Below are 14,667 nucleotides of genomic sequence, written 5' to 3'. Positions count from 1 at the left end.
AACATCAGACACTTTCAGAAAAAGAAAAATGCCCCCTCATAAATGAGGGGGCATTTTATAGCCATATAATTGACTGATTATTTATTCGGTTTACTGCTCATCTCAAAAACAAGTTCTCCTCCGTTTAAAATGCTATTATAGGACAACAGCAAGTTATCCAGTTTCCGTCCATTCAAAGAAACAGATTTAACGTAGACGTTCTTTTCAGACTGATTCCGCGCGACGATGGAAAGACTCCTTCCGTTTTCAAGATTTACTTTTGCAGATTTTATCAATGGACTACCGATCCAATAGGTATCTTCTCCTGGTGCCACTGGATAAAAACCTAGTGCCGTAAATAGATACCAGGCAGACATCTGTCCACAGTCGTCATTTCCGCCTAATCCTGCGTGACCATTATGGTACTGATTACGTATAATTTGTCTAACACGCGCCTGGGCTTTCCATGGACTCTTAGTGATATTGTACAAATAGGCCACATGGTGCGAAGGTTCATTACCATGCACATAATTGCCGATAATGCCATCTCGTGTGATGTCTTCCGTATGCTCAAAATATTTATCAGGCAATTCCATGGTAAAAAGCGAATCCAAATAAGATTCTAAACGTTTTTTCCCTCCCATTAAAGCCATCATTTCAGTCGGTTGGTGGGGAACGTAAAGGCTATAATTCCATGAATTTCCCTCAATAAATCCTTGGCCATGTGTATCTAGGACATCAAATTTTTCTTTAAACTTTCCTGCTGAATTTTTGGGACGCATAAAACCTATAGAAGGGTCATATAGTGATTTCCAGCTTTCAGCTCGTTTAGAAAATGTATTGTACACATCGTCTTTTCCCAATTTTTTTGCTAGTTGCGCGATACACCAATCGTCATAAGCATACTCCAATGTATTAGAAACAGACGTGCCCGACACATCATCAGGAACATAGCCCTTATCAATATAAGCGCCTATCCCCTCATATTGACGTGTATTTGCGGTTTGTACGCAAGCCGCCAATGCGGCCTCAGGATCACCTTTGTAAACACCTTTAAGAATGGCATCGACTATAACTGATACCGAATGATAGCCGCTCATACACCAGTTGTCATTCGCATAATGCGACCAAATCGGCAACATCTTCAATACAGTCTGATCGTAGTGGGCCATCATGGAGGCGACAATATCTGCATTGCGAGAAGGATTTATGAGATTCAGCAAAGGATGAAACGCCCTAAATGTATCCCATAGCGAAAATGAGGTATAATTCGTAAAACCATCCGCACGGTGCACCTCCTGATCAAGTCCTTTATACTCACCATTGGTATCCATATAGACCGTCGGCATTAGACTTGCGTGGTACATCGCTGTATAGAAATTGACAAGATCTTCCTTGTTCAGCATCTCCACCTCTATTTTATGCAACTCTTTTTCCCAGGCTTGCTGCCCTCTCTTAACGTATCCATCGAAGTCCCAATCTGATGCCTCAGCATCCATATTAGCCAGTGCATTCTTCATGCTGACCGGACTTAACGCAACTTTTAAAAGTATCGCTTCCTGCGATCTGGTATCAAAATCTAAATGTAACTTGATATTGTGAGCTGCTAGATCTGGGAAATTGTTTTGCTGATCAAACTTACGCCAGAAACCATTATAAACAGATTTTCCATCCTCGTATTTGGCACCATAATTCTTGAAAGGTTTCGATGTTTTAATTGCAAAATATACCGTTCGGGTCCTTGACCAGCCGTTTGTTTGGCGATATCCAACCAAAGTTGAATCGTTCAATACTTTAACAACAGTCCAAACATTTTTTCCTTCATAATTATAGATTCCAGCGGTTAAATCAACAATCAGATGCGAAGCATCAGACTCCTTGAACGTATAACGGTGTATACCCACACGTGCCGTCGTCGTTAGCTCAGCTTTAATCTGATGTTTGTCCAACAGAACACTATAATAATTAGCTTCAGCACGTTCATTCGCGTGGCTATAGGGAGACCGGTAGCCATCTTGTGGACGATCTGCTGTTCCTGGGTTTAATTGCACTTTGCCCTGGGTCGGCATAATCTGTATGTCACCGAGATCGGAATGACCTGTACCGCTGAAATGGGTGTGACTAAAGCCGACAATCGTAGGATCATCGTACTGGTAGCCTGCACAATATTTGTACACATCTCCATTATAGCGTCCATTTACCGCATACGCTAAGGTATCCGTATCCGGACTTAATTGTACAGCGCCAAAGGGAACAGTCGCCCCAGGATAGGTATGCCCCATACGAGCAGTGCCGATAAGAGGTTTAACATACTGGACTAATTTAGCCTCTTGTGCCTTTGATACAAATGGGACACTGATCAATCCCAGAAAGACCAAACTTTTTATATTCATCGCTCAGGAATTATATTTTAGGATTTTTACTGTAATCCGCCCATAGCTCATCGATAGTCTTCCCCGTCTGTGCTTTCCAAAAAGCATCATTGTAGCTTTTATTGCGCATAGCAGCATCCAATTTCTTAACAAAATCCTTTTTTATATGGGTATTGATCCAATAAAGGAATCTGGCGGTAACACGATAAGAATCCGTATATTTTTGCTTGTCACTGTATTCAGGCAATTTCCAATTAGCCCCAGCATTATCAATACCATCATCAAATCGAACAAAATCTGCTATCCCTTCCGTAATCCACCAAGGCCCAGCTCCATCAGGGTATGCTTGTACAATGTGCATTACTTCGTGGGTAACAACATCAATATCTCCCGGATTTTTAGCAAACCAGGCAGGACTATAACGTACGATTCCGCCTGCTGTAGCCGCCACCCCCTTGTAATCTGGATCAATGACGAAAGAAACTTTTTTTATTGTCTTCTTGTTATATTTTTTCGCCAATTTTGGATAGTTGGTGAAATAAGCCGCGATCAGTCTATCTTTTAATGGAGAACTAAAATCTTTGTCTTTGTTGATCCAGATCAAGGTATAACCACCTTTGCTTATGCTATCCACGTCTACCGCAACCTGACGGTCGTTTTCGGTATGTTTCCAATTGTCTTGTGCGAAAAGTGAACATGAAGAAGCCAATCCAACTATGGTAAGAGCTATTTTTAAGTTTTTAAGGTTTATCATAGCACAAGGATTATTTCTTTTTGTTCGATTTCAACTTGATATTGGGCTTCAAATCTGTTGTCATTGAATAAGGTGCGTCACTTTTAGAGCCTCCTCTAGTATAGTTAGGTTTTGCGGCCATATCAAAATTGAGCGTTCCTCCTTCATGCAATGCTTTATGGCTTAGCCAGTTTTTACCGTAAGTTGCACCATTCCATTGCAATGCATTCACATAGATATTATCAACAGAATTCTTAGCGGCATCGATCGTCAATGTTTTCCCATTTTCGAAAGTCAACGTTGCTTTTTTAAATAATGGCGCTCCCAGAACATATTCATCCGTTGCTGGACATACCGGATAGAAACCTAGGGCAGAAAACACATACCATGCGGACGTTTGTCCGTTATCTTCATCACCACAGTAACCATCTGCTGTCGGCTTATACATTCTGTCCATTACCTGACGGACCCAATATTGTGTTTTCCAAGGCTGACCAGCATAGTTGTAAAGATAAGGCATATGTTGAATTGGCTGATTACCATGTGCATACTGGCCCATATTAGCAACCTGCATTTCACGTATTTCATGGATAATACCGCCGTAATAGCTATCGTCAAAATCCGGAGACTGAACAAATACCGAATCTAACATGCTTACAAATGTCTTTTCTCCACCCATCAAATCGATCAAACCCTGAACGTCGTGAAATACGCTCCAGGAATAATGCCAGCTATTGCCTTCAGTGAAAGCATCACCCCATTTCAATGGATTAAAAGGAGTCTGGAATTTTCCATCTTTATTCTTTCCACGCATAAGATTGGTCGAAGGATCAAATAAATTTCTATAGTTCTGAGCACGTTTTGCATACAGATCAATTTCAGCTTTGGGACGGTTCAACGCTTTTGCTAATTGGTAGATCGTAAAATCGTCATATGCATACTCCAATGTACGGGCTGCATTTTCATTGATTTTAACGTCATAGGGCACATAGCCTAAGCTGTTGTAATATTCAACCCCCTTTCTTCCAACAGCACTCATCGGTCCTTCATTGTTGGCACCATGTTGTAGAGCCTCGTATAACTTATTGATATCATAACCACGCAATCCCTTCATATAGGCATCCGAAACTACCGATGCGGAGTTATTGCCCACCATAATATCCGCATATCCAGGACTGCTCCATTCAGGTAAAAATCCACCTTCTAGATATGCGTTAAGAAGACCTTCCTGCATTTCTTTGTTAATAGATGGATACATAAAATTCAAGAATGGATATAATGCTCTAAAAGTATCCCAAAAACCCGTTCCGCCGAATAAATAACCTGGAAGTGTTTTTCCATTATATGGACTATAATGTACAGCCTTTCCTTGCGCATCAATTTCATATAACTTGTTCGGAAAAAATAAGGTTCGATACATGGTCGAATAAAATGTACGCAACTGATCGATGTCATCACCCTCTACTTTAATTTTCCCTAAGGTAGAATTCCAGATCTGACGTCCGTCTTCTTTTACTTGATCGAAAGATTTGTTACCTAACTCATTTAAATTTATTAAGGCTTGCTCAGCACTGATAAAGGAAGACGCTACTTTCACCTGCACTGGTTTAGTTTTGTCTTTTACCTTAAATCCTACGATTGCACCAGTGTGATCGCCCTTAATCTGCAGCTGTCCATCCTTCTTCTCTTTCCCCTCCCAAGTTGCAACACTTGAAAAAGGCTGATCAAAAACCAATACAAAATAATTCTTGAAATTAGCAGGCAGTGGACCGCGCGCATATTTTGAAGAATAGCCAATTATCATATTTTTTTCTGGAATAATCTGAACCTCAGACCCTTTCTCATAAGCATCCAAAACGATATAAGCATCGTCTGTTTTATTGAACGAGATTCTAAACATTGCAGCCCGCTCGGTTGGTGTCATCTCAGCAGTCACATCGTGATCCGCTAGATAAACCGAATAATAATACGGTTTTACAACCTCCGCTTTATGCGAAAACCAGCTCGCACGCTCATCTTGATCAAATACAGGCTTTCCTGTCACGGGCATGATAGAAAAAACACCATAATCATTCATCCAAGGTGATGGCTGGTGAGTCTGCTTTAAACCACGAATCTTATCAGCGGTATATTGATACTGCCATCCGTCGCCATTTTTTCCTGTTTGAGGTGTCCACATATTCATACCCCAAGGTCTCGCTATCGAGGGATAGGTGTTCCCATTGGACAACTCAAATTTGGATTCGGTACCCATTAATGGATTAACAAGATCGACAGCTTCTAGCTGCTGCCCTCTAAATTTCTGAGCCAAAACCGGTTTTGCGCAAAACAAACCAAAAGACAATAACGAACCCAGAAAAACACTTAAAGATTTCTTCATTATTTAGGATATATAAAAATATTTCTACTAAAACGTATTAGTAAAGATATAAAAAAGAATAATAAATCAAAATAGCCCCCGAAAATTGGACGGATACGTCTTATGATTTTTACAATTCAATTTTTATACTATCCCACTAACAATCTTATCGCGCTATTAATTTGGTCGAAATGATGTGTTCTTTTGGCTGCGATATCCCCTGATCAATTTCTTTTAACAGAACCTTGACACATGTTTTTGCGAGGGATTCCAATGGCTGTTGAATACAGGATATTTTTGGATTTAAAATATCAAACAATTCATGATCATCAAAAGAAAACATCGGAAAATCAAAGGTATGTTCTCCTTCCGAACGGAGCGCCTTTAGACCAAGGATACAGAGGTAATTTGTTGTAAAAAATAATCCATCCAATGCAGGGTTTTCAGCGGCCCATTTTCTTAGCAACTGCGTCCCTTTTTGCTTTAACTGTTGATACGGTAAGTGCAGTAGGCGTGGTTCCATATCGTTTTCTTCACAGAAACCTAAATAGGCATTCTTCCGCGCCAACATCTGCGGCTGGTCCGAGTCAATGGTAACTAACCCAAAGTTCCGACAGCCAATGGACTTCAAATGTTCACATGCTTTTCTACTGCTATCCCCATTATCAATATGAACATAATGTGTCTCTACCGCTGGAGAATTCCTGTCAAAAACAACCAGTGGTACGCCATATTCCAAAATCTTTCGTTGATACTCCTCCAAATCTACAGTGGGAGCCAAAAGAATACCTTCCACTTTCTTTTCCAACATAGAATCAATGATATCACGCGCATTTTGTGAGTCTCCAAGTGTGCTACTATAGAGCACATGATAATTTTTTTTCCGAAACAATTCCTCAACATACAATGCAAATGGACCAAAGAAAGAATCCCCTATATTCTCTACAATAAGACCGATGGTATTTGACCGCCCTGTTGCTAAACTCTTTGCCAAAGCATTGGGCTTATAACCAACTTTTTCAACGTATGCCAGTACGCGATTTTCCAATTCTTTGCTGATGCGTGCTTGCTCGGCCTTGTGATTGATGACTAATGAAACAGTTGATTTAGACACATTGAGTTCCTGTGCTATTTCTTTAATTGATTTGGCCATAAGAGCATTTTCATAAAATTAGAGTGAAATTAGAAAATAAATATGAACATAGCGGAGATTACAATTGACAATATGAAATAAATTATTACACAATCGTATGCGTAGAAACGAAAAAAGGAATAAACAGTCAATTAAGACTATTTTTTTCACGCTTGTTACCCGTTATGAATGATCGCCATTACCGCCAAAAAGATATTTTTGATTAAATTTAACGCTTATTCTTCATTTTTTGAAAAAATAGACTGCCTGTAAAATAGAAGAATTAAAAAAGCATACAAACCATTATCAATAAAACCAAATAGGGTCGTCGGAATGTCTTAAAGATTAAATTAGACTGCCATATAAGCACGTGAAAAATCTTGGTCAACAAAGAACTTGATTTGAAAAATTAACAAAATGCAAATGAAAACACCTTTTATATTATCTTTTCTTTTAACACTAACCTCTCTTTCTATTGCTCAAAAGAAAGATCAGAGACCCAATATTGTACTTATTATGGCAGATGATCTTGGCTATGGAGATCTAGGTGTATATGGCCAGCAAAAAATTGAGACAAAGCATATCGATGCACTTGCTGCCAAAGGAATGAAATTTGACAACTTCTATGCAGGTACATCTGTATGCGCTCCATCTCGCTCATCCTTAATGACTGGACAGCACACTGGACATACCTACGTGCGTGGCAACAAAGAAATTGAGCCCGAAGGACAACAGCCGCTAGCAGACTCCGTACAGACTTTCGCAATGCTCCTCCAACAAGCAGGATATACAACTGGTGCATTTGGAAAATGGGGACTCGGAATGGTCAATACAACAGGCTCTCCTGACCAAAAAGGTTTCGATGAGTTTTACGGCTATAACTGTCAACGTCAATCCCACCGTTACTACCCAACTCACCTCTGGCATAATAAGGAAAGGATAGAACTCCATGGCAATGGTTTAATGGCACAAGGGCAGTATGCACCAGAATTAATCCAAGAAAAGACCTTGGAATTTATTGATGAAAATAAAGAAAAACCTTTTTTCCTTTATGTCCCTACCGTTCTTCCTCACGCCGAATTATCAGGTCCGGATGACAAATATTACCAATTATATGCAGACAGGTTTGATGAAAAACCGCATAAAGGAAATGACTATGGACCACAAGCGACTGTTCCCGGTTACGCTTCGGTAGAAAAACCGCATGCCATGTATGCAAGTATGGTAAGCCGTATGGATGCGTATGTCGGTCAAATTGTTGATCGATTACGCGAAAACAAGCTGTTGGATAATACAATAATCATTTTTACGAGCGACAACGGATCGCACAAGGAAGGCGGAGCTGACCCCAATTTCTTCAATAGTTCTGGTGGGTTACGCGGCAACAAACGCGACCTCTATGAAGGTGGTATCAAGACCCCTTTCATTGTTTATTGGCATGGTAAAGTTGCCGAAGGGAAAACTTCAAGTTACTTAGGAGCTTTTTGGGATATTATGCCGACGATGGTCGAGCTTGCCCAGGCGAACAAACCTCATTATACGGATGGCATCTCATTTATGCCAACGCTGATGGGTAAAAATAAACAACAAAAACAGCATCAATACCTATACTGGGAATTTCATGAAGACGGGGGACGTCAAGCCTTGCGTCGAGGAGACTGGAAACTTATCTTACAAAAGGTTACAAGTAGCCAGCCTTCAGCCGAACTATATAACCTCAAAAAAGATCCAAAGGAACAAAACAATATTGCTCAGAAAAACCCAAATAAAGTGAAAGAATTACGTCAATTGATTGAAAAAGCACATGTCGAAAGTAATATTTTTCCATTGACAAGTGTAACCACACATAAAAAATAGAATGATTATCCAGGGAGTCGCAGGCGCTCAATTGCGTACTCCCTTGTTGGTGGTTGAAAGTTAACCAATGCGCGCAATAATTTTATCCTCATCGCTTACTTGCCAATTAGGCACTTGCTTTTTTTGCTTGTTATAGAACTTAAATCTTTGCGTCCATTAATTTGTTTTCAGTTTTTTTGATTTATCTAAATCAATTTTGATTACAAATGCTTTTTTATTTTTCAAACCCGCTGGTACAGCTATATCAAAATACAAATTCTTATCTCTATCAAACCCGATATTCGCTTTTTTCAAAAGCAAATCACGCTTACCAGAACGGATCCCAGGTACCATCAAACCAAAACCTTTGATTTGTGGGTAATCTGCCTGCAATTCCAATAACTGGTTCCTTGTATATTTCAAAAATCGGTCAAATCTAGCTTTCTCAAGTGTTTTTCCATTTGTTTGAAATCATACTCAAACAAATAGCTTTCATTTAAGATATCTATCAGCTTATTTCTAACAAATACATGCAATAAGCCCATTTTAATAAAATAGGCTGTATTCATATTACAATCAGACGTATAGCCCAATAGTTTTATCGTTGGAAATCGTTCCGCCACATCTTTTATCGACTCAACCTCATCCAATCCAATATTATCAAGGTCAATAAGACATATTTCTGGCAAAATGAGATTGTTTGTTAAATTATTCAGAAGTTCAGCTCCGCTCCTACTTATAAAAAGTAGCTCAAACAAACCCAGTTTATGGTGCAGGATTGTTATCATTATTTCTTGGAATATACTTCCATTGACAAAAGATATCTTTTTTTTATAATGCATCATTTAAAAAAAAGAGCACATATAATATATGTGCTCAGTCACACTAAACTAAACCAAATAATACTTATCTCTATAGCCCTACACTTTGTGGAGAATAACCTAACTTATCAATAATATCTCTTGTCTTATCCTGCTTATATAGTAACAGTTCATCCATACGAGCGACAAGGTTCGTCTCACCCGAATGCAGTATAACATAGGGTACAGTTTTTTTCAATACGTCTAATGTAAATACCCATTGCGAACGACAGGTAATCCCTTCTTGATAATAAGGAACAGGAATAAATCCCTTGCCAAACTTAACCCTCACGTTTTCTATTGAGTTATCGTTACTTTCTTTAAGACCGAAATAGACCAATCCTCCATTTGGCCCAACAGATACGGATTGCTTGCCTCTTTTGAGATCAATGTATTGTTTAACTGGTCCGATAGTATTGCCCAAGGCTGTAGCAATTGCTAGCTGTACTATTGCCTTACTTTTATTTACGTCAATATGTAGTGTGCTGCCCGCTGCAACATAGAACCCCGTCATCTGCAAATCTTGTTGCTGACTTGCAAGCTGCACAGCCCCTATTTTGGCAGCCTTGGTGGGGTATGTACTAAAAATTTGTAATGAATCCACTATCGCTAACGGCTCCGCTCCTGAGTCTTCCAATAATATATAAGCCCACTCACTGTTCTTACCGCAGGAAATGAATGATGTCACAAAAAGAAACGTAAAGAGAAATAAAACTAACCTTCTCATAATTTGTCGAATTGGTTTATCAATTATATTCTTTATTTGTACTCGGTTGCCACTGACGTGATATCACTTCCCTTGATATACAGATATTCTGTTGATAAAATTGGTCAGATTTATAATTTAAATCAATATAGTGCTAAATTGAAAAGTAAAAAAACAATTGTTCAGCTCAATCGATTGCACAATCAACGAAAAGCATTTCGTTTCTAAGCCAAGGGACAATACGGAAGTAAATAACAATTGTAATTCAAAATCAACTCCCAGTATGCACGCTGCGATTCAATAATAAAAGTTCACCGATGTCTAACGAAATAAAGTCATTGAAAGTGATAATCTGCAGTTTTTCAACGAGCGGATCGAACAATGTTATATTAGCGCGATCAATTGCAATTACAACGGTAAAACCCATGAAAGATAAATTTCTTCTTCGAAATATCGCAATAAACGGAACATCCACTTTGGCAAATTTATCGGAACCTGACAATCGTATACTATCAATCCCATATCCAAACAGGATATCCCTGATCGTTTGGATAGATTGCCGATCTTGATATGTCGCTATCAACGTTGACAAATCAATCTTACGATATGCTATATCATAAAAACCTAAAATAAACTTACATGATCCCTCTAAGGCACGACCATCGACTCCTCTTATCTTTTTCAAGAATTTCACTTTTAAAGCACAATTTTGTTGGAAGTACGTTCGCAGAGATCTGAGAAAATCAATTACCATCGCGCCAGAAAACGCACTACTGTCAAATATAAGGAGTAATAGTACTAAGCCAAATAGCCGATAAATAATCAAACGTTTGCTTGTTTAACGAATACGTTTTCAAAGAATTATATTTTTTAAAGTCAAAAACAATGTCCCTTATTTAAATTCAATAATCCTTAGGTCTTAATCGTTTTCGTTCTTTACACAATCGATTGCATATTAAATCGATGATATATTTTCACTGATCCTTGCATAGATTTAGTAGAAGAAGAACATATGGGTTCATATTTAATCTGTGATGCCAAAAGCATCTTCATAAAGTTTTAATAACCAGTTTTCACACTATTGTACGCCCAAAAGGCCATCACTGAATAAATAGGACAAAATAACTAATATAAACAACCGATTATGAAAAGGATTACTATAAAGGATATCGCAAAAACGTTGGGATATTCGATTGGCACTGTTTCAAAAGCACTGGCAGATAGCCATGAGATCAGCGAAGTTACTAAAGTTGAAATACAAAAATTTGCCGATGAAAATGGCTACCAATACAATCAATATGCTAAATTACTCCGCACTGGAAAAACAAATATCATAGGCATGATTGTGCCCAAAATTGGTAATTCATTTTTTTCCCAGATTTTGGAAGGAATAGAAGAAAAAATGTCAAAAACGGTCTATAACTTAATCATTATGCAAAGCTATGATGACCCAGTCCGTGAATTAAACCTATTAGAAACGCTATTTAAAAAAGGTGCCGACGCAATTATAATTGCCCCAACAGGTAATTGCATTTCACTTGATTATCTTAGAAAATTAAAAAAAGATGGTATTCCAGTTGTTTTAATAGACAGAATAAATTATGCCATCAGTACCCATAAAATTGGCATCGATAACTTTAGAGCTGTCTATCAAGGCATATCCCATTTGATCAGTATGGGATGCATGGATATTCTTTTTATTTCAAGTATGGCCAAAGGAGTTGTTGAAGAGCGACGACGTGGTTATCTACAGTGTTTAAACGATTCTGGTATCCAAATAAACTATGAAAACCTCCTGTCAATTGATGTGGAGAAAAATGGTGAAAATAGTCGTGAAGAACTAATAAAATATTTTGCACAAAGGATACAGGAAAACATACTTCCGGATGCTATATTTACAGCTTCTGATCAATTAACCTATCAGGTTTTAGAGGTATTGCATGCACTGAATATTGAGGTGCCGAAAATCATAGCACTCTTAGGCTTTGCTAACTTCACATTCTCCAATCTCTTTAGCCCCCCCTTATCCTGTATCGTCCAGCCATCAAAAGAAATGGGATGAAAAGCATTTGCCCTAATTGAAGAAATTTTAGATAAACCTGACAGGCAAGAAAGCTCATCATTTGAAGACATTAAATTGCCTGTAAAAATGGAAATACGCCAATCAACCAACTAACTCATATTAAAAAAGTTAACAAGAAACCAAATGAAATAGATCTCATTTGGCAAAAATCCCCGAAACATATCACTCTCGGGGATTTATCTAGAATTTTCTTTTACCTATCTGCCTTTTTATTTCCAACAGCAAAATACAATAAACAACCTATAAAATTAAAGAGCAGAACCAGTACAATCCAAATACCTTTATTCTGTGGTAATATATTCGTATTTTTTATGATATGATAAATAGTATAAAAAACAAGCAATATAGGAATTGCTAAGAAATACATTTCATTCATTCCCAAGTTTAAAAATAAGATATCCATAATTATAATAAATTAAATTAATAATGGCTCCCCAAACCATTTTTCGAACTGAGGAACCGATACAAGCGAAACTTAAAAAACTCGCTTCAACCACTAAACTATCCCCCCTTTTCATACGTGGTACTCATGAATAGCAATCAACTCTATTCTACCTTCACCTCTAATATTTAAGTATAGAATGCCTATATGAACATTATCACACATTACTTATAGAAGATGAATAATAATGCATAATATCTAAATATCATCTGAACGAATGATTCGTACGGAGCCCACAGTTTTTTCAGCATTTTTATTTGTATTGTTGGCCACATACCAGTTTCCTGTCCATACATCATAATAAATACCAAATGGTTGAAAGAACCTTGCGGCCTCATCCTTAATTGGAACATTATCAATAACTTGACCTGTTTCATCACCCGAGGAAACTCTGGTAGACAACTCAGTCATCACATTCGTCTTCAAATCATAGTAGAAAATCAGATTATGATTACCAGCTGTAGCTAAAAGCACATCTCCTGCCGTAGCAAACAATCCTCTGTTATTGACGTTTGAATTTTGATACGGTGCGATCGAATTTGATGTAAAATTGTATTTGAAGATATTATTATTATTGTTGCTTGATACATACATATCCTTGCCATCTGGAGTTAAAGTCATCGTAAATAGATTACCCGCCCCACTTGGTATCGCCAATGTAGATACCGTATTTGCTGTCGTTGAAAGATCGATCTTTCTTAGGCGAGCGCCCCCCCATTCTGAAACATATAGAGATGTTCTTGCCTTGTCAAAAATAATACCTGATGGTCTATTAAATGTTGCAGCAGAACCTACACCATCAGCTGTACCCGCAGTTCCAGTACCAGCGATTGTAGAGACCGTATAATCCCCGTTCGCATTTTTTACGATCTTACGAATTCGATGCGCTCCAGCAACACTAGCGGCATCTGTCGTATAAATAGTACCCGAAGAATCGACAGCTACTCCCCACATACCGTTAAAGGTTGCCGCTGTACCAGCTCCATCGACGGATCCTGCCGTACCACTGCCGGCAATAACACTAGCACTCCCTGAAGCATCAATCATAAACAATTGATTCTTATAACCATCGGCAATATATAAGTTATGGCTATTATCCATCGTTATAGCAAAAGGACCTTTAACACTAAGTCCATTATTCAAAACCAAGGTTGAAACTTTTAAATTTGTCAAAATAGGCTTCGTGTACCGGGGGTCCAGATCTTTAATCATCACCTGAAAAGGTGTAACCGTATTAGATTCCGCTAGCGTCATTGTGCTATTTTGCACTTCAAATCTCACCTTGGAATTATTGTTGTATTTGATCTCTACATCCCCTGGGTATACTTTGTTAACGAGCGTAAATTGACCAACGTTATCAAATTCACCTTCCTCCCAAGTGGAAAATTCCTTATCTACAACCGATTTATAACGATACTGGAATTTTTCATTTTTTATAACTTGATTACTGAAAACCTGCTTGCTCACCAATTTCAGATTACCTTTGCCGAATAAGGATTTAGTAGTCAAAGTAAGCTCAATTGGGGTCCTCGTCAACAAAGCTCCCTCTAGTGAATCTGGCATGTATGCCACATTCGGTTCCGCAACCTTCACCTTATAGCGTACAGGGAATGCTCTACCGGTAAAAGATACCCTGCCCTGTTCATCAGACAACAATGTATCTACAACAGAATAAGATTCTGTATTACTTTCACGTTCATAAAGCCCTACTTTTATGCCCATATATGGCTGCTTGAGGTCACTGAGTACCTGAACATTAATTTGGGAAATGCCAAATCGTGGATAGCTATTCAATAGGATTGGATAATCTTTGTTTTCAGTAACGTCTACAAAATTCTCTTCCAAGTGATAGCGCCCTGTATCCCGTATAGATACTTTTACTAAATTAGGAAATGGAACATCGTACCTAAATTGTCCTTTTACATCCGTAGACACAGTATCTATAAAAGTCTGATCTCCATTGGCTTTCGTCTGCCGTTGAAATAATATTTTTACGCCTTTTAACACCGTATTATCATCAGTATTAGTCAAAGTCCCCGAGATACTTCCTCGCTGGACAACAGTAGTCTGATTCCAATAATCATCCCTTTTACATGCTGCAAATGCTATAAGGGCAACGCATGTTGCATAAAATAGTTTTCTTTTCATCATGGTCTAATTGATTC

The 14,667-nt window shown here is 38.2% G+C and carries 12 protein-coding genes; 2 read left to right on the top strand and 10 right to left on the bottom strand.

Annotated elements, in window-relative coordinates:
* Window positions 1-77: 77 nt before the first annotated feature.
* The 4 genes from AB1Z56_RS22540 to AB1Z56_RS22525 all read right to left on the bottom strand — a co-directional run bounded on the left by AB1Z56_RS22540 (window position 78) and on the right by AB1Z56_RS22525 (window position 6,596).
* The gene (locus AB1Z56_RS22540) at window positions 78-2,372 is read right to left on the bottom strand and encodes a GH92 family glycosyl hydrolase (protein WP_426790250.1); all 2,295 of its coding nucleotides are present in this window, start codon (window positions 2,370-2,372) and stop codon (window positions 78-80) included.
* A gap of 10 nt (window positions 2,373-2,382) precedes the next feature.
* Entirely contained in the window at window positions 2,383-3,105 is a 723-nt protein-coding gene (locus tag AB1Z56_RS22535) for a basic secretory protein-like protein (RefSeq protein ID WP_426790249.1), read from the bottom strand.
* 10 nt (window positions 3,106-3,115) lie between these two features.
* Complete coding sequence (locus AB1Z56_RS22530) at window positions 3,116-5,464, bottom strand: GH92 family glycosyl hydrolase (RefSeq protein ID WP_426790248.1); 2,349 nt, start codon at window positions 5,462-5,464, stop codon at window positions 3,116-3,118.
* A 145-nt stretch (window positions 5,465-5,609) separates the two neighbouring features.
* Window positions 5,610-6,596 carry a LacI family DNA-binding transcriptional regulator gene (locus AB1Z56_RS22525; protein WP_309359771.1) on the bottom strand — a complete coding sequence of 329 codons (987 nt, stop codon included), beginning with the start codon at window positions 6,594-6,596 and terminating at the stop codon, window positions 5,610-5,612.
* 402 nt (window positions 6,597-6,998) lie between these two features.
* Between AB1Z56_RS22525 and AB1Z56_RS22520 the strand changes: the two genes are divergently transcribed.
* Window positions 6,999-8,432: an arylsulfatase gene (locus AB1Z56_RS22520; RefSeq protein WP_426790247.1), complete on the top strand. Its 1,434-nt coding sequence runs from the start codon at window positions 6,999-7,001 to the stop codon at window positions 8,430-8,432.
* A gap of 156 nt (window positions 8,433-8,588) precedes the next feature.
* Here AB1Z56_RS22520 and AB1Z56_RS22515 read toward each other — a convergent pair whose 3' ends face one another.
* The 4 genes from AB1Z56_RS22515 to AB1Z56_RS22500 all read right to left on the bottom strand — a co-directional run bounded on the left by AB1Z56_RS22515 (window position 8,589) and on the right by AB1Z56_RS22500 (window position 10,662).
* The gene (locus tag AB1Z56_RS22515) at window positions 8,589-8,810 is read right to left on the bottom strand and encodes a hypothetical protein (RefSeq protein WP_426790246.1); all 222 of its coding nucleotides are present in this window, start codon (window positions 8,808-8,810) and stop codon (window positions 8,589-8,591) included.
* A gap of 20 nt (window positions 8,811-8,830) precedes the next feature.
* Window positions 8,831-9,256, bottom strand: coding sequence for a hypothetical protein (locus tag AB1Z56_RS22510; protein WP_426790245.1), 426 nt, complete (start codon window positions 9,254-9,256; stop codon window positions 8,831-8,833).
* 67 nt (window positions 9,257-9,323) lie between these two features.
* Window positions 9,324-9,998, bottom strand: a complete 675-nt coding sequence (locus AB1Z56_RS22505; RefSeq protein ID WP_309359763.1) for a M60 family peptidase N-terminal accessory domain-containing protein — start codon at window positions 9,996-9,998, stop codon at window positions 9,324-9,326.
* A gap of 250 nt (window positions 9,999-10,248) precedes the next feature.
* Window positions 10,249-10,662 carry a cysteine peptidase family C39 domain-containing protein gene (locus AB1Z56_RS22500; protein WP_309359761.1) on the bottom strand — a complete coding sequence of 138 codons (414 nt, stop codon included), beginning with the start codon at window positions 10,660-10,662 and terminating at the stop codon, window positions 10,249-10,251.
* Between the two features lie 459 nt (window positions 10,663-11,121).
* Here AB1Z56_RS22500 and AB1Z56_RS22495 point away from each other — a divergent pair, with 459 nt between their 5' ends.
* The gene (locus tag AB1Z56_RS22495; protein WP_426790244.1) at window positions 11,122-12,039 is read left to right on the top strand and encodes a LacI family DNA-binding transcriptional regulator; all 918 of its coding nucleotides are present in this window, start codon (window positions 11,122-11,124) and stop codon (window positions 12,037-12,039) included.
* A gap of 214 nt (window positions 12,040-12,253) precedes the next feature.
* On the opposite strand, the gene AB1Z56_RS22490 is transcribed toward AB1Z56_RS22495, so the two are convergent.
* On the bottom strand, window positions 12,254-12,427 hold the full coding sequence (locus AB1Z56_RS22490) for a PLDc N-terminal domain-containing protein (protein ID WP_408733536.1): 174 nt from the start codon (window positions 12,425-12,427) through the stop codon (window positions 12,254-12,256).
* Window positions 12,428-12,700: 273 nt separating this feature from the next.
* Window positions 12,701-14,653 (bottom strand): hypothetical protein, encoded by a 1,953-nt coding sequence (locus tag AB1Z56_RS22485; protein WP_426790243.1) that lies wholly within the window; start codon window positions 14,651-14,653, stop codon window positions 12,701-12,703.
* Window positions 14,654-14,667: the final 14 nt, after the last annotated feature.

This window comes from Sphingobacterium sp. WOUb80 (assembly GCF_050058145.1).
Lineage (GTDB): Bacteria > Bacteroidota > Bacteroidia > Sphingobacteriales > Sphingobacteriaceae > Sphingobacterium.
The sequence above is the reverse complement of the archived record's forward strand: the minus strand, read 5'-3'. Positions and strand labels throughout refer to the sequence as shown.

Bases quoted from the DNA above. Each gene is read 5' to 3' on its own strand.
- AB1Z56_RS22540 (WP_426790250.1), bottom strand. From the start codon at position 2,372: ATGAATATAAAAAGTTTGGTCTTTCTGGGATTGATCAGTGTCCCATTT.
- AB1Z56_RS22535 (WP_426790249.1), bottom strand. From the start codon at position 3,105: ATGATAAACCTTAAAAACTTAAAAATAGCTCTTACCATAGTTGGATTG.
- AB1Z56_RS22530 (WP_426790248.1), bottom strand. From the start codon at position 5,464: ATGAAGAAATCTTTAAGTGTTTTTCTGGGTTCGTTATTGTCTTTTGGT.
- AB1Z56_RS22525 (WP_309359771.1), bottom strand. From the start codon at position 6,596: ATGGCCAAATCAATTAAAGAAATAGCACAGGAACTCAATGTGTCTAAA.
- AB1Z56_RS22520 (WP_426790247.1), top strand. From the start codon at position 6,999: ATGAAAACACCTTTTATATTATCTTTTCTTTTAACACTAACCTCTCTT.
- AB1Z56_RS22510 (WP_426790245.1), bottom strand. From the start codon at position 9,256: ATGATGCATTATAAAAAAAAGATATCTTTTGTCAATGGAAGTATATTC.
- AB1Z56_RS22505 (WP_309359763.1), bottom strand. From the start codon at position 9,998: ATGAGAAGGTTAGTTTTATTTCTCTTTACGTTTCTTTTTGTGACATCA.
- AB1Z56_RS22495 (WP_426790244.1), top strand. From the start codon at position 11,122: ATGAAAAGGATTACTATAAAGGATATCGCAAAAACGTTGGGATATTCG.
- AB1Z56_RS22490 (WP_408733536.1), bottom strand. From the start codon at position 12,427: ATGTATTTCTTAGCAATTCCTATATTGCTTGTTTTTTATACTATTTAT.
- AB1Z56_RS22485 (WP_426790243.1), bottom strand. From the start codon at position 14,653: ATGATGAAAAGAAAACTATTTTATGCAACATGCGTTGCCCTTATAGCA.